The sequence below is a fragment of the Micromonospora sp. RB23 genome (genome assembly GCF_053585025.1).
Genome location: NZ_CM132111.1, coordinates 5,656,761 through 5,676,235 on the forward strand (window position 1 = coordinate 5,656,761; position 19,475 = coordinate 5,676,235).

Below are 19,475 nucleotides of genomic sequence, written 5' to 3' on the forward strand. Positions count from 1 at the left end.
AGAGCGCTGACCGTCGGTCAGTGCCCAACGATGGCTGCCCCGCCGCGGTCCGCATCCAACGGATCCACGATCGCACCCTGCGCGGTCAGCGTGCCCTGAGCCAGCCGGGTCACCCTCGGCGAGACCGGCGGCTCCAGGTCGGCCACCACGCGGAGGCCGGAAAGGACGTCATCGGGCCGCACGGACGGGGTGACCTGCCGCACGACCAGTTCGAGTATCGCACACGGTACGGCCGGCACCCCGGAAGGCGTCGGCGTCGGGGAAAGGACATCGATAGACATGACAGCCGCGCGGGCGTCGAAGGTCCGTCGTCCCTGCTTGGTCATCCGCTCGACCATCACCTCGTCGGCGGCGGTGAACGCGTCCACGGCGGCGCGTAGCGTCGCCGTGGAGACCTCGGGCAGCTCGATGCGCCAGTGCGACGCCTCGATGCGGTCGGCCAGGCTGCCACCCTCGGCGATCACCACCTCCAGCACGTCCAGACCGGGCGAGAGCGCGGCGTCGAGCGCGGCCCGCAGCGCCTCCGGTTCGACCGGCGTCTGGAGGCCGATCTCCAGGTACTCCGCCTCGCTCGCCACCCCGGTCGGGGCGGCGCTGGCGTAGGAGATCTTCGGGTGCGGGGTGAAGCCCTGGGAGAAGGCGATCGGCACGGCGGCACGGCGCAGCGCGCGCTCGAAGGCCCGGGCGAAGTCCCGGTGCGAGGTGAACCGCAGCGGCCCACGCTTGGCGTACCGGATGCGGGCACGCTGCACGACCGGCGCCTGCCCACCCTCCGGCTGATTTCTCTTACTGATCGTCTCGCTCCTCGAAACTCAGCACCGCAACCGCCCGGAACCGGGTCAGGAGGCGGGGGTTCTCAGGGGGGTGATCGGCGTCAGGGGCAGAAGCTTCTTGCCGGTCGGGCCGATCTGGATCTCGGTGTCCATGGAGGGACACACGCCGCAGTCGAAGCACGGCGTCCACCGGCAGTCGTCCTGCTCGAACCCGCTGACCGAATCCTGCCAGTCCTGCCAGAGCCAGTCCTTGTCCAGGCCCGAGTCCAGGTGGTCCCAGGGCAGGACCTCCAGCTCGTCGCGCTGGCGGGTGGTGTACCAGTCGAGGTCCACCCCGAACGCGGGCAGCGTCTCGGCCGCCGCGTCCACCCAGCGCTGGTACGAGAAGTGCTCGCTCCACCCGTCGAACCGGCCGCCGTTCTCCCAGACCTTGCGGATCACCGAGCCGACCCGGCGGTCACCGCGGGAGAGCAGTCCCTCGATCAGCGACGGCTCGCCGTCGTGGTAGCGGAAGCCGATCGCCCGACCCAGCGAACGGTCCGCGTTGATGGCCTGCTTGAGCATCTTGAGCCGGCCGTCGATGACCTCCGGGCGCTCCATGGAGGCCCACTGGAACGGGGTGTGCGGCTTCGGCACGAACCCGCCGATCGAGACCGTGCAGCGGATGTCCTTGGAGCCGGTGGCGGCCCGACCGGCCCGGATCACCTCGTGGGCCATCTCCGCGATCTCGAGGACGTCCTCGTCGGTCTCGGTGGGCAGGCCGCACATGAAGTAGAGCTTCACCTGCCGCCAGCCGTTGCTGTACGCGGTGACGACCGTGCGGATCAGGTCTTCCTTCGACACCATCTTGTTGATGACCTTGCGGATCCGCTCCGATCCGCCCTCCGGGGCGAAGGTCAGACCGGTACGCCGCCCGTTGCGGGACAGCTCCTGCGCGAGGTCGATGTTGAAGGCGTCCACCCGGGTCGACGGCAGCGACAGCGACACGTTGGTGCCCTCGTACTGCTGGGCGAGGCCCGAGCACATGTCGCCGATCTCGGAGTGGTCGGCCGAGGAGAGCGACAGCAGGCCCACCTCGGAGAAGCCGGAGAACTCCAGGCCCTCACGCACCATCTGCCCCACGGTGGTGATCGACCGCTCCCGCACCGGGCGGGTGATCATGCCGGCCTGGCAGAAGCGGCAGCCCCGGGTGCAGCCCCGGAAGATCTCCACGGCGTACCGCTCGTGCACCGTCTCGGCCAGCGGCACGAGGGGCTTCTTCGGGTACGGCCACGCGTCCAGGTCCATCGTCGTGCGCTTGTGCACCCGGAACGGCACGTCCGCCCGGTTCGGCACGACGCGCTGGATCCGCCCGTCCGGGAGGTAGTCGACGTCGTAGAAGCGCGGCACGTAGACGCTCTCGGTGCGGGCCAGCCGCAGCAGCAGCTCGTCGCGGCCACCCGGGGAGCCCTCGCCCTTCCACTCCCGGACGATCGCGGTGATCTCCAGGACGGCCTCCTCGCCGTCGCCGAGCACCGCGGCGTCGATGAAGTCGGCGATCGGCTCCGGGTTGAACGCGGCGTGCCCGCCGGCCACGATCACCGGGTCGGCGTCGGTGCGGTCGGCGGCCAGCAGCGGAATGCCGGCCAGGTCGATCGCCGTGAGCATGTTGGTGTAGCCCAGCTCGGTGGAGAAGGAGATGCCGAACACGTCGAACCCGCGCACCGGCCGGTGCGCGTCGACGGTGAACTGCGGCACGCCGTGCGTGCGCATCAGGCTCTCCAGGTCGGGCCAGACCGCGTACGTCCGCTCGGCGAGGGTGTCGGGCAGCTCGTTGAGCACCTCGTAGAGGATCTGCACGCCCTGGTTGGGCAGGCCCACCTCGTACGCGTCGGGGTACATCAGCGCCCAGCGCACCGTCGCCGCGTCCCAGTCCTTGACGACCGCGCCCAGCTCACCGCCGACGTACTGGATCGGCTTGGAGACCTGCGGAAGCAACGGCTCGAGCCGGGGCCAGATCGACGGCTCCGAGCTGGAGTCGTCGCCCGAATTGGTCGCGGCCGCGCGGGGAGTCATGGACGGGGCACTCATGATGCCCAAGGGTACGCGCCCGCCCGGAGGTGGCCGCGCGCACGCCACGATGCCGCCCGACCGGCCGCCCCGGGACCCGCGCCCCGATGCCCGGGCGGCGGTGGTGGCGGCACGGTACTAACCTCGGACCGGCGCGAGAGGAGATTGCCGCGATGCCGGAGCCCCAGCCGGGAGCACGGCCGGCCGACGGGCGCACCCCTGGCCCGGAGCCGGACGACGCGCCGGCGGTCGCCGACGAGTCGACCTCCCCACCCGTACCCCCGGACCAGCCTGCCGCCCCCGACCAGCCGGAACCCGCGGCCGAACCGACCGCTGCGGCTTCGGCGGAGGCGGCGACGCCGGAGCCGGCGGCCACGCCGGACCCGACGCTGTCCGAGCCGGAGCCGACGGCCGGGAAGCCCGCGGCCGAGCCCGAGCCGGCCGGAAAGCCCGCGGCGGAGCCGGCCGGAAAGCCCGCGGCGGAGCCGGCCGGGAAGCCCGCGGCCACGCCGGACCCGACGGCCCAGGAGCCGGCGGCCGAGCCCGAGCCGGCCGCCGGGCCCGAGCCCACGGCCCGCGAGCGCGTGGGTGACAGCCCCGACTCCCCCGCCGCGCCGCCCGAGCCCGCGCCGCCCGCGCCCCGGTGGAGCGGGTCCGCGCCGGTTCCGCCCCCGCTGCCACGTCGACGCGCCTGGGGAGAGTCGGCCGAGCCGACCCCGCCGCCTCCGCTGCCGGAGCAGCCACCCGAGCACCGCACCCCGGTCGACCCGTGGGCCGGGGTGGACACCGGCGGCTGGAACCTGCCGTCCGCTGAACTGCCTTCGCTGCCGCCGACGCTTGACTACCCGGTGCCGCCGGCCACCCGGCAGTGGTCCGCGCCGCCGGTCGGTGCGCATCCCGTCTCGCCGCCGCCGCTCGGGACGCGTCCCGTCCAGCCACCTCCGGCCCACCTGCCGCCGGTCGCCTATCCGCCACCGCACGCCCGACCTGCTCCGCCGCCCCAACCCACCGCCGCCCGGCCCGCCGCGCCGGTCCGGCCGGCGCCGCCGGCGCGGGTGCCGAAGCAGCGTCGGGGCCGGCGTTCGGCCACGCCGCCCCCGGGCTGGGAGAACCCCGGGGGGTACGCGCCTCCGCCGGCACGTCGGCGGCGTCGCTGGCCGTGGGTGCTGCTGCTCAGCCTGGCCTGCTGCTGCGGCTGCCCCGCCTACTACGGCCTGCCGATCTCGTCCCAGTACCCGGCCAGCGCCGCGCTGCCCGAGCAGGTCGCCGACCTGAGCCTGCGACAGGACGACAGCAGCTCCGAGACGGCCAAGCAGTTGGAGAAAGAGGTACGCCAGGAGCACCTGCTGGCCGAGGACACCTTCGCCGGCGTCTACCGGACGGCGGACGGCAAGCAGGTGACCGTCTTCGGCGGCACCGGCTTCCGGCTGACCCCCGAGGCGGACGCGGACGAGGAGATCACGCGGCTCGGTGAGCGCTACGCGCTGGAGGCGCCCGAGACGGTACGGACCGGCGTACGGGGTCGGTACGAGCGCTGCGCGATCGGCCGGCCCGCCGAGGGCGACGTGGTGGTGTGCACCTCGGTCGACCACGGCAGCATCGCCACCGGCGTGTTCACCCGGCTCTCCGTCTCCGACAGCGCGACGTTGCTGGACACCCTGCGTACGCAGATCGTTCAGCCCAAGCAGGGTTGAGCGGCATCCGTAACGCTGTGTGAGGTTACGCGGACGGCTTGGGCTTCATAGCGATATACCTGTGAGTCATATTTATGACTCACAGGTATATCGCTGTCAGCAGTGGTTCCGGCCCGACGCAGGGACCTCGGGTCAGACCTCGCCGGTCATGTCGGCGTCGGCGCGCTTCGGGGCGTAGCGCGGGACGTACTCCTGGCCAGTGAGCTTCTGGATCTCGCTCATCACCTCGTCGGTCATCTGCCGCAGCGAGGTGCGATCGTCCGGACGGCCGGTGAAGTCCAGCGGCTTCCCGAACTTAACGGTGATCTTGGCGGTGCCGGGGCGTGGCACCCGTGCCCCGATCGGCTGCGCCCTGTCGGTGCCGATCGTGCCCACCGGGATGATCGGCACACCGGCGGCAATCGCCAGCCGGGCCGCCCCGGTCCGGCCCCGGTAGAGCTTGCCGTCCGGGGAGCGGGTGCCCTCCGGGTAGACCACCACCAGGTCACCGCCCCGCAACGCCGGGATGGCGGCGTCGAACGCGGACAGCGCGGCACGCCCACCGGCCCGTTCGACCGGGATCGCGCCCAGACCGGTGAGGACGAACTTCGAGAACGCGCCCTTCGCCCCGGTGCCGGTGAAGTACTCCGACTTGGCCCAGAAGGCCAGGTGCCTCGGCACCACCGTGCCGAGGAACAGCTCGTCCGCCACCGAGAGGTGGTTGCCGGCGAAGATGGCGCCACCGGTCTCCGGCACGTGTTCCAGACCCTCCACGGTCGGGCGGAACGCCAACCGCAGCGCGGGCGCCACGGTGAGCTTGCCGATGGTGTAGAGCAGGGGCACTGGTCCTCCGGCAGATGAGGTGCGAGCAGGCGGTGTCACGGTAGCGGACGCCTCCACACCCCGCAGACGGAGGTGGGAGGCGTCCGCGTCCGTGTTCTACGATCGACGGACGGTGACCGTCACCCGCTCGCCCTCGCCCACCTCACCGGCGAAACCGTCGAGGCCCTCGGCGAAGTCGACCGAGTCGGCCAGCACCTCACCCGACACGAACTCCATGTACGCGGCCACCGCGGCGCGTACCTCCTCGGACGCCGACACCGACACCACGATCCGGTCCGAGACGTCCAGGTCGGCGTCGCGGCGGGCCTGCTGCACCACCCGCACCACGTCGCGGGCCAGGCCCTCGGCGGCCAACTCCGGGGTGACCTCGGTGTCCAGCACGACCACGCCCTCACCGCCGGGCAGCGGCGCGGAGTGCTCGGCGTCGGCGGCCACGAGACGAAGCTCGTACTCGCCCTCGGCCAGGGTGATGCCGGCCGCCACGGGCGCGCCGTCGACAAGCTCCCAGTCGCCCGCCTTGACCGCCTTGATGACCTGCTGGACCTGCTTGCCGACGCGCGGGCCGAGCGCCCGGGGCACCACGGTCAACACCTGCTCGCAGTACGCGGACAGTTCGGCGCTGAACTCCACCGCCTTCACGTTGACCTCGTCGGCGATCAGGTCGGCGAACGGGCGCAGTTGCTCCGCCACCGGGGACGCCACGGTCAACGTCGACAGGGGCAGCCGTACCCGCAGCCCCTTGGCCTTGCGCAGCGACAGCGCCGCCGAGGCGACCGCCCGCGCGTTGTCCATGGCCGCCACGAGGTCGTGGTCGGCCGGGAACTCCTCGGCGGACGGCCAGTCGGTCAGGTGCACCGACCGCTCGCCCGTCAGGCCACGCCAGATCTCCTCCGCGGTCAGCGGCGCGAGCGGCGCCACCACCCGGCAGAGCGTCTCCAGCACCGTCGACAGGGTGTCGAAGGCGTTGGCGTCACCGGACCAGAACCGGTCCCGGGACCGGCGCACGTACCAGTTGGTCAGCGCGTCCAGGTAGGACCGGACGGTGGCGCACGCGCCCGAGATGTCGTACGCGTCCATCTGCGTGCCGACCGTCGACACCAGCTCGTTGGTCTTCGCCAGGATGTACCTGTCGAGCAGGGTGCCCGCGGCGTCTCCGCCGCCGGTCGGCTCAGCGTCGGTCCTCCGCTTGGCCCGGTAGCCGTCGGCGTTGGCGTACAGCGAGAAGAAGTACCAGACGTTCCACAACGGCAACAGCACCTGGCGTACGGCGTCGCGGATCAGCGTCTCGGTGACCGCCATGTCCCCGCCGCGCAGCACCGGCGACGACATCAGCATCCAGCGCATCGCGTCCGACCCGTACGAGTCGAACACGTGGTAGACGTCCGGGTAGTTGCGCAGGCTCTTGGACATCTTGCGCCCGTCCGAGCCGAGCAGGATGCCGTGGCTCAGGCAGTTGCGGAACGCCGGCCGGTCGAACAGCGCCGTGGCCAGCACGTGCATCGTGTAGAACCAGCCGCGGGTCTGGCCGATGTACTCGACGATGAAGTCACCCGGGTAGTGGTGCTCGAACCAGTCCGCGTTCTCGAACGGGTAGTGCACCTGGGCGAATGGCATCGACCCGGACTCGAACCAGCAGTCCAGCACCTCCGGCACCCGGCGCATCATCGACTGACCGGTCGGGTCGTCCGGGTTGGGGCGGACCAGGTCGTCCACCGCCGGCCGGTGCAGGTCGGTCAGGCGTACGCCGAAGTCCCGCTCGATGTCGGCGAGGGAGCCGTAGACGTCCAGGCGCGGGTAGTTCGGGTCGTCGGACTTCCACACCGGGATCGGCGAGCCCCAGAACCGGTTCCGGCTGATCGACCAGTCCCGGGCGTTGGCCAGCCACTTGCCGAACGAGCCGTCCTTGATGTGCCCGGGCGTCCAGTTGATCTCCTGGTTCAGCTCGACCATCCGGTCCCGGAACCGGGTCACCGCGACGAACCACGACGACACCGCCTTGTAGACCAGCGGGGTGTCGCAACGCCAGCAGTGCGGGTACGAGTGGGTGTAGGTGTCCTGCCGCAGCACCACCCCCCGCTCCTTCAGCTCCCGGATCACCGGCTTGTTGACGTCGAAGACCTGCTCACCCTGGTACGGCGGGACCAGCGCGGTGAACCGCGTGTGGTCGTCCACGGTGACGATGGTGGGGATGCCGGCGGCGTTGCAGACGTTCTGGTCGTCCTCGCCGAACGCCGGCGCGAGGTGCACGATCCCGGTGCCGTCCTCGGTGGTGACGAACTCCGCGCCGAGCACCTGGTACGCGTTCTCGCCCGCCTGCTCGACGAGGAAGTCGAACAGCGGCGTGTAACGGCGTCCGACCAGGTCCCGGCCGTACACCGTGCCGACCTGCTCGTACCCGTCCAGCTCCTTGGCGTACGCGGCCAGCCGCGCCGCGCCGACGACGTACCGCTGACCCTCGCGCTCGAGCACCGCGTACTCGATGTCCGGGCCGACGGCCAGCGCCAGGTTCGACGGCAGGGTCCACGGCGTGGTGGTCCAGACGCCCAGCTTGACCGGCCCACGCAGCAGCTCCGGGGCGGACTCGTCGGCGGTCAGCCCGAACCAGACGGTCAGGGTCGGGTCGTGCCGGTCCCGGTAGACGTCGTCCATCCGGGTCTCGGTGTTCGACAGCGGGGTCTCACAACGCCAGCAGTACGCCAGCACCCGGAAACCCTCGTAGATCAGACCCTTGTCGTGCAGGGTCTTGAAGGCCCACATGACGCTTTCCATGTAGTCCAGGTCGAGGGTCTTGTAGTCGTTGGTGAAGTCGACCCAGCGGGCCTGCCGGTTGATGTACCGCTCCCAGTCCTGGGTGAACTCCAGCACCGAGGTGCGGCAGGCCTCGTTGAACCGGGCCACGCCCAGGTCGATGATCTCCGCCTTGCTGGTGATGCCGAGCTGCTTCTCGGCCACCACCTCGGCGGGCAGGCCGTGGCAGTCCCAGCCGAAGCGCCGCTCCACGTGCCGCCCGCGCATGGTCTGGTAGCGCGGCACCACGTCCTTGACGTAGCCGGTGAACAGGTGGCCGTAGTGCGGCAGGCCGTTGGCGAACGGCGGGCCGTCGTAGAAGACGTACTCGTTCTTGCCGTCGGTCCCGGCGGGACGGGCCTCGACCGACGCCTCGAAGGTCTTGTCGGCCGTCCAGTGCTCCAGCACCCGGCGCTCGACCGCGGGCAGGTCCGGGCTCGCCGGCACACCGGCGGCGGTCGGGTCGTGCAACGGATAGGCCATCGCCTGTCGCTCTCCTCGCAGCTCACTCAACGTGGGTCTGCGAGGACGAACCGTCCGGGTACGCCGACGACGGCGCTCCCGGGTGGCCCGCGGTACCACCCCGCTTGGCGGTCAGGATCGACCGCCCGCTCATTGGCCGGCTGTGACGGGCCGGACCCGTCCGGTTCTACTGGGCCGGTCACCCGGCTGTTCTTCCGGAGGCTCACCGGTGATGGCCGGGTCATCGCCTTACGGTCTCCAACGATACAAGACCCACCCGGTCCCCCGCCCCCGACTAAACCCCCGCCCGCGCCCACCCCCGCTCCCACCCCCGATGATCAAGAGGTTTGCGTCAATTTCGCGCCGGATCCTGACGCGAACCTCTTGATCACCAGGGCGAGATCTCCGGGGTGGGTGGGTTAGGGGGTTGGGAGGGTGGTGGTCCAGAGGGAGGCGCCGTCGCGGTCACGCAGGTTCACCGTCAGGGCACCGGACTCGCCGTCGATCTGTACCTCGCCGAAGTGCTGGAAGCCCTCCGCCGGGGAGGTGTTGGCCCGCGGCGGGGCGTGCACGAAGACCGCCTGCGGTCCGAAGGTGCCGTCGAGGGCGTTCGGCCCGAACGCGCCGGCGTGCGCCGGGCCGGAGACGAACTCCCAGAACGGCGTGAAGTCACCGACCGCCGCGCGGGCCGGGTCGTAGTGGTGCGCGGCGGAGTAGTGCACGTCGGCGGTGAGGAAGACCATTCCGGTCACCCCGGCCCGGTGGGTCGCCCGCAGCACCTCGGCGAACTCCAGCTCACGCCCCGCCGGCGCGCCCGGGTCGCCCTGCGCCACACCCTCCTGCGCCCCCGGACCGTCCGGCACCACGACGCCGATCGGCAGGTCGTTGGCGATCACCTTCCAGGTCGCCGTGGACCGCTTCAGCTCCCGGATGAGCCACTCCCGCTGCTCGCGGCCGAGCAGACCGCGCTTCGGGTCGGCGTACGTGTTGCCGTCGTTGGGGTCCTTGTGCGTCCGCATGTCGAGCACGAAGACGTCCAGCAGCGGCCCGTACGAGATCCGCCGGTACAGCGGCCCGTTGTCCGGCACCGGCAGCCACTCGTGGAACGCCTGTCTGGCCCGCGCGGCGAGCACGTCGACCCGCTGCTCGGTGTAGCGCGGGTCGTCCAGGATCTCCCCCGGGTACCAGTTGTTGAGCACCTCGTGGTCGTCCCACTGGTTGATCTGCGGGACCGCGGCCGCGAACTCCCGCAGGTGCTCGTCGAGCAGGTTGTAGGCGAACTGTCCCCGGTACTCGGTCAGCGTCTCGGCGACCTTGCTCTTCTCGGGGGTCACCAGGTTGCGCCAGATCCGACCGTCGGGCAGCGTCACCGACTCGACGAGCGGGCCGTCCGCGTACACCGTGTCGCCGCTGCACAGGTAGAAGTCCGGGCGGACCGCGCGCATCGCCCGGAAGATCGACAGACCGCCGAAGGCGGGGTCGATCCCCCAGCCCTGCCCGACGATGTCCCCGGTCCAGACGAACCGCACGTCCCTGCGGCGGTGCCGGCCCGGCGCGGTGGTGAACGACCCGGTCAGCGGCTCGCTCACCACCCCGTGCCGATCCAGGCTCTCCACCCGCACCCGGTAGTGCAGCCGCTCGGCGTCCGGCAGGCCCCGCAGCCGCACCTTGCCGGTGAAGTCCGCGCCGGGGCCCAGCACCGGGCCACGGAGCTGCCGCGCGCCGCGGAAGTCGGGTCGGCGGCTCACCTCGACCAGCATCCGGCCCGGGCGGTCGGCCCGCGTCCAGACCAGCGCCGAGTCGGCGGTCACGTCGCCGCTCTGCACCCCGTGGGTGAGCACGGGACGTCCCGCCGGCCGCCAGGCCGGAGCGGCGTTCGCGCCGGCGCCGCCCAGCAGAGCGCCGCCGGCGACTCCGGCCCCGGCCACCAGGCCGGCCCGCAGCAGGGTACGTCGATCAAGCTCGGTCATGCTTCCTCCCGGTCATGGGTTGACCCCGTGGGTCTACCGGGCGCAGATGACCGCGGCCGGCGGTCCGGGTGACGGGCGACGGAACGCCTGTTGTCCGAAGGGCGCGAGTGGACGGCCGGCCCCATTGAGTGACCGGGCTCATAGTCCCGGTTGTCACAGCGTGACCGGGCGGACCGTCGTAGCGGTGTCGAACCGATCAAGGAGGTTGCCGTGCAACGGATGAAGCTTTTCGAGGTCGCGCCGCAGGGATACCAGGCCGTGTCGGGTCTGGAGAAGTACGTCCAGGCGAACGTCGATCACACCGTGCTGGAACTGGTCAAGTTGCGGGCGTCGATCCTGAACGGCTGCGCGTTCTGCGTGGACATGCACAGCCGCGACGCCCTCGCCGCCGGCGAGTCGAGCCGACGTCTGTTCGCGGTGGCCGCCTGGCGGGAGGCGCTGTCGTTCTTCGACGAGCGGGAGCAGACCGCGCTGGCGCTCACCGACGCGGTGACCCGGCTCGGCGAGCACGGAGTGTCGGACGAGGTGTGGGACGCCGCCGCGAAGGTCTGGTCGGAGAAGGAGTTGGCCGATCTGGTCCTCGCGATCGCCACAATCAACGTGTGGAATCGCATCGCCGTGACGACGCACACGGAGCCCCCGGCCCAGGTGTGACGACCGAGGCGGCAGAGGCGGCCGGTGCGCTCCAGGCGCACCGGCCGATGCTGCTCGGGCTCGCCTACCGCCTCCTCGGCAGCCGGCACGACGCGGAGGACGTGCTCCAGGAGGCGTACCTGCGGTGGTTGGGCGTGGACCGCTCGACGGTGGCGGAGCCACGCCGCTACCTGTCGCGGGTGGTGACCCGGCTCGCGCTGGACCGGCTGCGGTCCCGGCAGGCGACCCGTGAGACGTACGTCGGACCGTGGCTTCCCGAGCCGGTGCCGACCGAGCCCTCGCCGTTCGGTCCGCTGGACCGCGCGGAGCTGCGTGACTCGCTGTCCACCGCGCTGCTGCACGTGTTGGAGCGGCTCACCCCGCCGGAGCGTGCCGTGTACGTCCTGCGCACCGCGTTCGACCTGCCGTACGCCGAGATCGCGGAGATCCTGGACCGGACCCCGCAGGACTGCCGGCAGCTGCACCACCGGGCGATGACGCGCGTACGCCAGGAGAACAGCCGCTTCACCGCCAGCCGTGCGGAACGCGAACGGCTGCTGGAGGCGTTCCTCGCCGCCGCCCGCGACGGGGACCTGGCGACGCTCACCCGGCTGATGGCCGCGGATGTCACGGCGTGGAACGACGGCGGCGGTCGCGTCCGCTCCGCGCGCAATCCGGTGCGGGGCGCGGACCGGGTCGCCAGGTACTACGCCGGGATCTACGGTCCGCGCCGTTCGTGGACGGCGAGCCGGCTGGAGTTGAACGGCGAACCGGCCATGCTGCTCACCCGCGCCGACGGCGGTCGGTACACGTTGACCGTCGCCGCGGCGGCCGGTCGGATCACCGGGGTCTACGTGGTGGGCAACCCGGAGAAGCTACCCCCGACCGACTGAACCGCAGGGCGGTCAGCCCAGCTCGGGGAACCAGAGCGCGATCTCGCGCTTCGCGCTGTCCAGCGAGTCGGAGGCGTGCACCAGGTTCTCCCGGTTGGAGAGCGACAGGTCGCCCCGGATCGTGCCGGCGGCCGCCTTGCGGCCGTCGGTCGCGCCGACCAGCCCACGGACCACGTCGATGACCTGGTCGCCGGAGAGGACGAGGGCGACCAGCGGGCCGCCGGTCATGAAGTCCTTCAGCGGCGGATAGAACGCCTTGTCGACGTGCTCGGCGTAGTGCGCGTCCGCGAGCGCGGCGTCCATGGTCCGGTGCGCCATCGCGTCGATCCGCAGCCCCTTGCGCTCGAAGCGGGAGAGGACCTCGCCGACCAGGCCGCGGCGGACCGCGTCGGGCTTGATCAGCACGAGGCTGCGCTCTTCCGGGCTGTTGCTGGACACGCTGGGTTCCTCCTGTACGCGCAGAACGCTTGGGCTCGGTACGGTCAGCCTAGCGACCCGGTCCCGGCGCCGGCGCGGCGGCCGGTCTTTCCTCCGGTGGCCGATCCGGCCTAGCCTGGCCCTGACCCCCGGGAGGTCCACTGTGGCGAATGGCGGGAGCCGGCCCATCGCGCCGGTACGCAAGCTGATCGGCACGGTGCTCGGCACCGTGGCCACCTTCGTCGTCCTCTTCGGGCTGGGCATGACCAGCTGGGCCATCGTCGCGCTCGGTGTCGCCCTGCTGGTGCTGGCGATCGCGTTGGCCACCGTGAAGGGCGGCGGACGCACCTGGGTGGTCGGCGTGGCGCACGTGCACAGCGCCTCCGAACCACCCACCCAGTACGCGTTCGGCCGGTGCGAGCTGCAACTGGTCATCGACGCGCCCGGCCTGCCGCCCCGATCCAAGAAGATCATCGAGCCGCGGGTGCCGGTCTCCAAGTGGCCGTCGTTGGGCCAGACCCTGCCGATCCGGGTCGCGCTGGACGACCAGCGGCACGTCAAAGTTCTCTGGGACGAGGTGCCCACCCACGCCGAGACCGCCGCGGCGGTCGCGGACCTCCCGCCCGAGTTCGGTGACATCGATCCCGTCGACGAGGTGCTGATCGAGCAGGACGCTCCGCCGTGGGCGGACCGCGCGCCCGACGACGACTTCCGGGATGCGCGCGGCGGCGACCCGTTCGGCGACCCGCGCGGCCCGGATCCGTTCCGCGACCCGCGCGGCCCCGATCCCCTGCGCGATGACCGGTCGGTCGTCGCGGAGGATCGCGAGCCGGTGGTGGTGAGCCAGACCCCGGGCGGCCCGGTGGTCCTCGAAGGCGTGGTCGTGGAGCAACAGCCCGGTGCGGGACTGCCCCGGCGGGCCACTCCCGCGCCCCGGCCTCCGGCCGAGGAGCACTTCGACCAGCCCGACGTCGACCCTGCCGACCTTGCCGACCCGGACGGCGACCGCGCCGCCGGGCCCGACGACGGCCCGGTGGACGCGACGGCGCGGGCCGCGTCCGCGCCCGGCGCGGACCGCTCGACCGACGTTCCTCCGGCGCAGCGGACGGGCCCGGCCGTCGCGGACCCGCTGGACCCGCTGGACCTGCCGCTCGACGATCCGACCCCGGCGGGAGCGGCCCGCGAGACCGTCACCGCCGAGGCCCTGGACGAGGCGATCTTCGGGTACGACGGAGCGTCGGCAGCGGATCCGGCCGGCCCGATCAGTGGCGTCGGCCTGACTCTGCTGGTCACCGACCTGTCCCGGTCGCTCGGCTTCTACCGCGACATGCTCGGCTTCACCGAGGTCGACCAGGGCACCGGCAACGCGGTGCTCGCCTTCGGCACGACCCGACTGGTGCTGCGCGAGGTGACCGGGGCGGCGCCGATCAGTCGCCGGCTCGTCCACGTCAATCTCGAGGTCGACGACATCGAGGCGGCGTACGGGCGACTGCGCGACTCCGGTGTCCGCTTCACGTACGCCCCCCGCGTGGTGAACCGGGGCAGCCGGCTGGAGGTGTGGGCGGCGGCCTTCCGGGACCCGGACGGCCACGGCATCGCGCTGACCCAGTGGCGCGAACGCGCCGACGCCTGACCCGAGCCGGCCGCTGGGCCTCCTCGGGCGTCAGCCGAGGATGACCCGGCGGACGTGCAGCGCGTACGCCCAGACCAGCGCGAAGATGACGCCCAGCACCAGCAGCGACCAGTGCAGCAGCCCGGCCAGGATCAGCAGGCCCTGCAGCACGGTGCCGGCGTGCCACGCCCAGGGGCGGCGCATCATCCCGGCGAGCAGGATGGCGGCCACCGCCAGGGCCACCACCACGGCGATCGCGGCACCGCCGAGGTCACCGCCGACAACCCGGATCGGCTGGATGGCCAGCAGCAGCACCAGCGCCTCCAGGCCGAGCGTGCCGGCACCGAGGCCCCGGACGGCGCCCTGCGGGTTACGCAGCCCGGAGCGCCGTACCTGCCCGGCCTCCGACTCCCCCACGGGCGATCCGGGCGCGCCCTGACCGGGCGTACCCGCCTCGCCAGCCGAGGATGCCTCACCGCGCGACGGGCCCGCCTCGCCGCGCGACGGGCTGGTCGGGTCGTCGGTGGCGCGGGGGTCGCGCTCGGGGCCGGTCATCGCTTCAGGAGCCGGCGGGCGTCGGCCACGGTGACCACCGAACCCGTGACCAGGACGCCGACGCCGCTGAGCTCACCGGGGACGTCCTCCTCGGCCAGCGCGACCGCCAGCTCGATCGCGTCCGGCACCTCCTCGGCTACCTCGACGCGCTCCTCCCCGAAAATCTCGACGGCGAGCGCGGCGAGTTCCTTCGTCGGCATCGCCCGTGGCGAGCTGTTGCGGGTGACCACCACGACGTCGGCCACCGGCTCCAGCAGCTCCAACAGGCTGCTCGCGTCCTTGTCGGCGAGGACGCCGACCAGCGCCACCAGCTTGCTGAACGCGAACTCCTCCTGAAGAGCGGTCACGGTCGCGGCCATGCCGTGCGGGTTGTGCGCGCCGTCCAGCAGAACGGTCGGGGCACTGCGGACCCGCTCCAGCCGACCCGGGGAGCTGGCCGTGGCGAACCCCTCCCGGACGGCTTCGACGTCGAGCTGTCGGCGGGCCCCCGCCCCGAGGAACGCCTCCACGGCGGCGAGCGCCACCGCCGCGTTCTGTGCCTGGTGCGCGCCGTGCAGTGGGATGAACACGTCGTCGTAGACGCCACCGAGACCTTGCAGCTTGAGCACCTGGCCGCCGACGGCGACCGCTCGGCTCAGGACGCCGAACTCGGCACCCTCACGGGCGATGGTGGCACCCACCTCGGAGCAGCGTTCGAGGAGGGGACGCGCGGCCTCCTCCTCCTGCGCCGCGGAGATCACGGTGGCGCCGGGGTGGATGATGCCGGCCTTGGCCAGCGCGATGTCCTGGAGCGTGTCGCCGAGCCACTCGGTGTGGTCGAGGCCGATCGGGGTGATCACGCAGACTCCGGCCTGGATGACGTTCGTGGCGTCCTCGGCGCCGCCGAGCCCCACCTCGACCACGGCGATGTCGACGGGCGCGTCGGCGAACGTGGCGAACGCCAACGCGGTCGTCATGTCGAAGTACGTCAGCGGCTCGGCCGAGCGCGCGTCCACCAGCTCCGCCAGCGGCTTGATCTCCCCGTACACCGCGGCGAACCGTTCCTCGCTCACCGGTTCGCCGTCCAGGCTGATCCGCTCCCGGACGGTCTCCAGGTGCGGACTCGTGTACCTGCCGGTGTGCAGCCCGAACGCCCGCAGCAGCGAGTCGATCATCCGTGCGGTGGACGTCTTGCCGTTGGTGCCGGTCAGGTGGATCGACGGGTACGCCCGCTGCGGACTCCCGAGCAGGTCGAGCAGCGACTCGATGCGGTCCAGCTCGAAGACCATGCGGGTGAAGCCGCGGGCGTTCAGCTCGGCTTCGGCGGCGGCGAAATCGGTACGGTCGGTCACGAGGTAAGCGTCTCCAGAGCGGCGTCGATCCGGACCAGGTCGGCCTCGGCGGTGGCGAGCCGGTCGCGGATCTTCGCGACCACCGGCTCGGGGGCCTTGCCGACGAAGGCCGGGTTGTCGAGCTTCGCCCGGGCCTGCGCGACCTCCTTCTCGGCTGCCGCGCGGTCCTTGGTCAGCCGGGCCCGCTCGGCGGCCACGTCGATCGACCCCCGGGTGTCCAACGCGACACCGACCGCGCCGGGCATGGCCAACGTCGCGCTGGCCTGGAAGTCGTCACCCGCGGGGTCGAGGCGGACCAGCGACCGGATCAGCGGCTCGTGGGCCGCGATGCCGGCCCCGGCCAGCCCGTCCAGGCGGGCCGCGACCCGCTGCGTCGGGCGCAGCCCCTGGTCGGAACGGAACCGGCGGATCTCGGTGACGACCCGCTGCACGGCCGCCAACTCGGCCTCGGCGGCGTCGTCGACAAGCGACCGGTCGGCGACCGGCCAGGCGACGGCCTGCACCGTCTCGCCACCGCTCAGCGCGAGCCACAACTCCTCGGTGACGAACGGGATGACCGGGTGCAACAGCCGCAGCAACTGGTCCAGGACGTGCCCGAGCACGCGCCGGGTGACCTCGGCCCGCTCACCGCCCTCGGTGAGCACCGGCTTGCTCAGCTCGACGTACCAGTCGCAGACGTCGTCCCAGGCGAAGTGGTAGAGCAGGTCGCACACCTTGGCAAACTCGTACGCCTCGAACTGCTCGTCGACCTCGGCGGTGACGTGGGCCAGCCGGGACAGGATCCACCGGTCGACGGTGGAGAGCTGCTCGACGGGCGGCAGGTCGCCGGTCGTGTGCGCGCCGTTCATCAGCGCGAAGCGGGTGGCGTTCCAGAGCTTGTTGCAGAAGTTGCGCGAGCCCTGGCACCACTCCTCGCTGACCGGCACGTCCTGGCCGGGGTTCGCGCCCCGGGCCAGGGTGAACCGGGTGGCGTCGGCGCCGTACCTGTCGATCCAGTCCAGCGGGTCCACCACGTTGCCGAACGACTTCGACATCTTCTTGCCGAACTGGTCGCGCACCATGCCGTGCAACGCGACCACGTCGAAGGGTGGCCGGCCGTCCATCGCGTAGAGGCCGAACATCATCATCCGGGCGACCCAGAAGAACAGGATGTCGTACCCGGTGACCAGCACGCTGGTCGGATAGAACTTCGCCAGGTCCGGAGTCTCCTCCGGCCAACCCAGGGTGGAGAACGGCCACAGGCCGCTGGAGAACCAGGTGTCGAGGACGTCCTCGTCCTGGTGCCAGCCCTCGCCGGTCGGCGGCGTCTCGTCGGGGCCCACGCACACGATCTCGCCGGCCGGGCCGTACCAGACCGGGATGCGGTGCCCCCACCAGAGCTGGCGGGAGATGCACCAGTCGTGCATGTTGTCGACCCAGGCGAAGTAGCGCTTCGCCAGCTCGGCCGGCTCGATGCGGACCCGACCGTCGCGCACCGCGTCACCGGCGGCCTGCGCGAGCGGGGCGGTGTTGACGAACCACTGCAGCGACAGCCGCGGCTCGACGGTCGTCTTGCAGCGCGAACAGTGGCCGACGGCGTGCACGTACGGGCGCTTCTCGGCGACGATCCGGCCCTGTTCGCGCAGTGCGGCCACGATCGCCGGCCGCGCCTCGAACCGGTCCAGCCCCTCGAACGGGCCGGGAACGGTGATGACGCCGCGCTCGTCCATGACGGTCAGCGAGGGCAGGTCGTGCCGCTGACCGATCTCGAAGTCGTTCGGGTCGTGGGCGGGCGTCACCTTGACCATGCCGGTGCCGAAGGACGGGTCGACGTGCGCGTCGGCGACGATCGGGATCCGTCGGCCGGTGAGCGGCAGCTCGACCTCGGTGCCGATCAGGTGCTGGTAGCGCTCGTCGTCGGGGTGCACCGCCACAGCCGTGTCGCCGAGCATCGTCTCGGCCCGGGTGGTGGCGACCACGACCTCGTCGCTGTAGCGGATGGAGATCAGCTCACCGTCGTCGTCGGTGTGCTCGACCTCGATGTCGGACAGAGCGGTCAGGCAGCGCGGACACCAGTTGATGATCCGGTTGGCCCGGTAGATGAGGCCGTCGTCGAAGAGCTTCTTGAAGATCGTCTGGACCGCGCGGCTCAGGCCGGCGTCCATCGTGAAGCGCTCCCGGTCCCAGTCGACGGAGTCGCCGAGGCGGCGCATCTGGCCGAGGATCTTGCCGCCGGACTCGGCCTTCCACTGCCAGACCCGCTCGACGAACTTCTCCCGACCGAGGTCGTGCCGGGACAGACCCTCGGCGGCGAGCTGACGTTCGACCAGGTTCTGGGTGGCGATGCCGGCGTGGTCCATGCCGGGGAGCCACAGCGCCTCGAAGCCCTGCATCCGCTTGCGCCGGGTCAGGGCGTCCATGAGCGTGTGCTCGAACGCGTGGCCCATGTGCAGTGAGCCGGTGACGTTCGGCGGCGGGATGACGATGGTGAAGGGGGGCTTGTCGCTGTCGGCGGAGGCCCGGAAGTGCCCAGCGGCTACCCACTGCTCGTACCGTCGCTGCTCTACCTCGCCGGGCTGGTACTGGCCGGCAAGGGTCGGGGCGTCGGGGCGTCGGGCATCCAGTCTCTCGGTCACCCGACAAGTCTACGAAGGGCTTCTGCGGACCTGACGTGCGCCACCTGTCGTTCGCGTACGGTGTCGGCTATGTCCGACGCACATCTCACCGAGCGGTCGCTCGACCACGGCCGTGAGCCGGTCGAACTGACCGAGGAGCCGATCCAGCTGAGCACCCGGGACGCCGGCGGCGACCCCGACGGGCGGTCCGGTGGCTGGTCCCGCCGCCGCAGGATCGGCTGGACGGTCGCCCTGGTCGTCGGTCTCGCGGGCGCGGGTGTGCTGGGGGTCGCCGGGTGGCGTGTGGCGCAGCAGAAGGACACCCGGCTGACCTCGCCCGAACAGGTGGCGGGGTTGACGCGGGACGACAGCGAGCGTGCCAAGAGCACGGCGGACTACCTCCGCAGCGGCTTGGCCGCCGACATCGACCTGGACCGCAGTTTCGGCACCGTCTACCGCGACCCCGCGGACGACAAGCGTTCGGTCCTGGTCTTCGGCGGCACGACCCTGCTCTGGCAGCCGGAGCGCGACCTGGACAGCCTCTTCGGGCTGATGTCCGACGAGACCGGCGCGGTGACGGGCCTGCGCGAGATGGACGCCGGCAAGCTGGGCGGCGTCCTGAAGTGCGGCAACACGAGCGGTGAGGGCGGCGACTTCGCGGTGTGCGGCTGGGCCGACCACGGCAGCGTCGTGATGGCGATGTTCCCCGGCAGGTCGGTGACCGATGCCGGCGCCCTGCTCCGCGACCTCCGAGCCGAAATGCAAACCCGCAACTAACGCCTCCCAAGCCGGCGTTGATCATGAAGTTAGCGTCACGACACGCCGTCACCGACGCCGCCAACCTCATGATCAACCAGGGCTGAGGGGGTGGGGGTAGGGGGGA

14 protein-coding genes are annotated in these 19,475 nt (G+C 71.8%); 5 read left to right on the plus strand and 9 right to left on the minus strand.

What is annotated here, in order from left to right:
* Positions 1 to 17: 17 nt before the first annotated feature.
* Positions 18 to 752, minus strand: coding sequence for a TIGR03936 family radical SAM-associated protein (locus ACTFTM_RS25680; protein WP_449562994.1), 735 nt, complete (start codon positions 750 to 752; stop codon positions 18 to 20).
* Between the two features lie 87 nt (positions 753 to 839).
* On the minus strand, positions 840 to 2,843 hold the full coding sequence (locus tag ACTFTM_RS25685; protein WP_449562995.1) for a TIGR03960 family B12-binding radical SAM protein: 2,004 nt from the start codon (positions 2,841 to 2,843) through the stop codon (positions 840 to 842).
* A gap of 152 nt (positions 2,844 to 2,995) precedes the next feature.
* Between ACTFTM_RS25685 and ACTFTM_RS25690 the strand changes: the two genes are divergently transcribed.
* The gene (locus ACTFTM_RS25690; protein WP_449562996.1) at positions 2,996 to 4,516 is read left to right on the plus strand and encodes a hypothetical protein; all 1,521 of its coding nucleotides are present in this window, start codon (positions 2,996 to 2,998) and stop codon (positions 4,514 to 4,516) included.
* A gap of 132 nt (positions 4,517 to 4,648) precedes the next feature.
* Here ACTFTM_RS25690 and ACTFTM_RS25695 read toward each other — a convergent pair whose 3' ends face one another.
* From ACTFTM_RS25695 to ACTFTM_RS25705, 3 genes are all read right to left on the minus strand, one after another.
* Positions 4,649 to 5,338 carry a lysophospholipid acyltransferase family protein gene (locus ACTFTM_RS25695; protein ID WP_449562997.1) on the minus strand — a complete coding sequence of 230 codons (690 nt, stop codon included), beginning with the start codon at positions 5,336 to 5,338 and terminating at the stop codon, positions 4,649 to 4,651.
* Positions 5,339 to 5,434: 96 nt separating this feature from the next.
* Entirely contained in the window at positions 5,435 to 8,608 is a 3,174-nt protein-coding gene (ileS, locus tag ACTFTM_RS25700) for an isoleucine--tRNA ligase (protein ID WP_449562998.1), read from the minus strand.
* A 398-nt stretch (positions 8,609 to 9,006) separates the two neighbouring features.
* Positions 9,007 to 10,557, minus strand: coding sequence for an alkaline phosphatase D family protein (locus tag ACTFTM_RS25705; RefSeq protein ID WP_449562999.1), 1,551 nt, complete (start codon positions 10,555 to 10,557; stop codon positions 9,007 to 9,009).
* 219 nt (positions 10,558 to 10,776) lie between these two features.
* Here ACTFTM_RS25705 and ACTFTM_RS25710 point away from each other — a divergent pair, with 219 nt between their 5' ends.
* Both ACTFTM_RS25710 and sigJ read left to right on the plus strand, forming a co-directional pair.
* Positions 10,777 to 11,211: a carboxymuconolactone decarboxylase family protein gene (locus tag ACTFTM_RS25710; protein ID WP_449563000.1), complete on the plus strand. Its 435-nt coding sequence runs from the start codon at positions 10,777 to 10,779 to the stop codon at positions 11,209 to 11,211.
* Entirely contained in the window at positions 11,208 to 12,083 is an 876-nt protein-coding gene (gene sigJ / locus ACTFTM_RS25715; protein WP_449563001.1) for an RNA polymerase sigma factor SigJ, read from the plus strand. Before ACTFTM_RS25710 ends, sigJ begins: the two co-directional genes overlap by 4 nt.
* Positions 12,084 to 12,095: 12 nt before the next feature.
* On the opposite strand, the gene ndk is transcribed toward sigJ, so the two are convergent.
* Positions 12,096 to 12,521 (minus strand): nucleoside-diphosphate kinase, encoded by a 426-nt coding sequence (gene ndk, locus ACTFTM_RS25720; protein ID WP_449563002.1) that lies wholly within the window; start codon positions 12,519 to 12,521, stop codon positions 12,096 to 12,098.
* Between the two features lie 142 nt (positions 12,522 to 12,663).
* Between ndk and ACTFTM_RS25725 the strand changes: the two genes are divergently transcribed.
* Positions 12,664 to 14,133 (plus strand): VOC family protein, encoded by a 1,470-nt coding sequence (locus ACTFTM_RS25725; RefSeq protein ID WP_449563003.1) that lies wholly within the window; start codon positions 12,664 to 12,666, stop codon positions 14,131 to 14,133.
* Between the two features lie 30 nt (positions 14,134 to 14,163).
* Here ACTFTM_RS25725 and ACTFTM_RS25730 read toward each other — a convergent pair whose 3' ends face one another.
* The 3 genes from ACTFTM_RS25730 to ACTFTM_RS25740 are packed head-to-tail and all read right to left on the minus strand — an operon-like array spanning position 14,164 to position 18,613.
* On the minus strand, positions 14,164 to 14,667 hold the full coding sequence (locus tag ACTFTM_RS25730) for a DUF4233 domain-containing protein (RefSeq protein ID WP_449563004.1): 504 nt from the start codon (positions 14,665 to 14,667) through the stop codon (positions 14,164 to 14,166).
* Entirely contained in the window at positions 14,664 to 15,998 is a 1,335-nt protein-coding gene (locus ACTFTM_RS25735) for a bifunctional folylpolyglutamate synthase/dihydrofolate synthase (RefSeq protein WP_449563005.1), read from the minus strand. The genes ACTFTM_RS25730 and ACTFTM_RS25735 overlap by 4 nt, the downstream gene beginning before the upstream one ends.
* Positions 15,995 to 18,613, minus strand: a complete 2,619-nt coding sequence (locus tag ACTFTM_RS25740) for a valine--tRNA ligase (protein WP_449563006.1) — start codon at positions 18,611 to 18,613, stop codon at positions 15,995 to 15,997. Before ACTFTM_RS25740 ends, ACTFTM_RS25735 begins: the two co-directional genes overlap by 4 nt.
* A 69-nt stretch (positions 18,614 to 18,682) precedes the next feature.
* Between ACTFTM_RS25740 and ACTFTM_RS25745 the strand changes: the two genes are divergently transcribed.
* On the plus strand, positions 18,683 to 19,369 hold the full coding sequence (locus ACTFTM_RS25745; protein ID WP_449563007.1) for a hypothetical protein: 687 nt from the start codon (positions 18,683 to 18,685) through the stop codon (positions 19,367 to 19,369).
* Positions 19,370 to 19,475 lie beyond the last annotated feature (106 nt).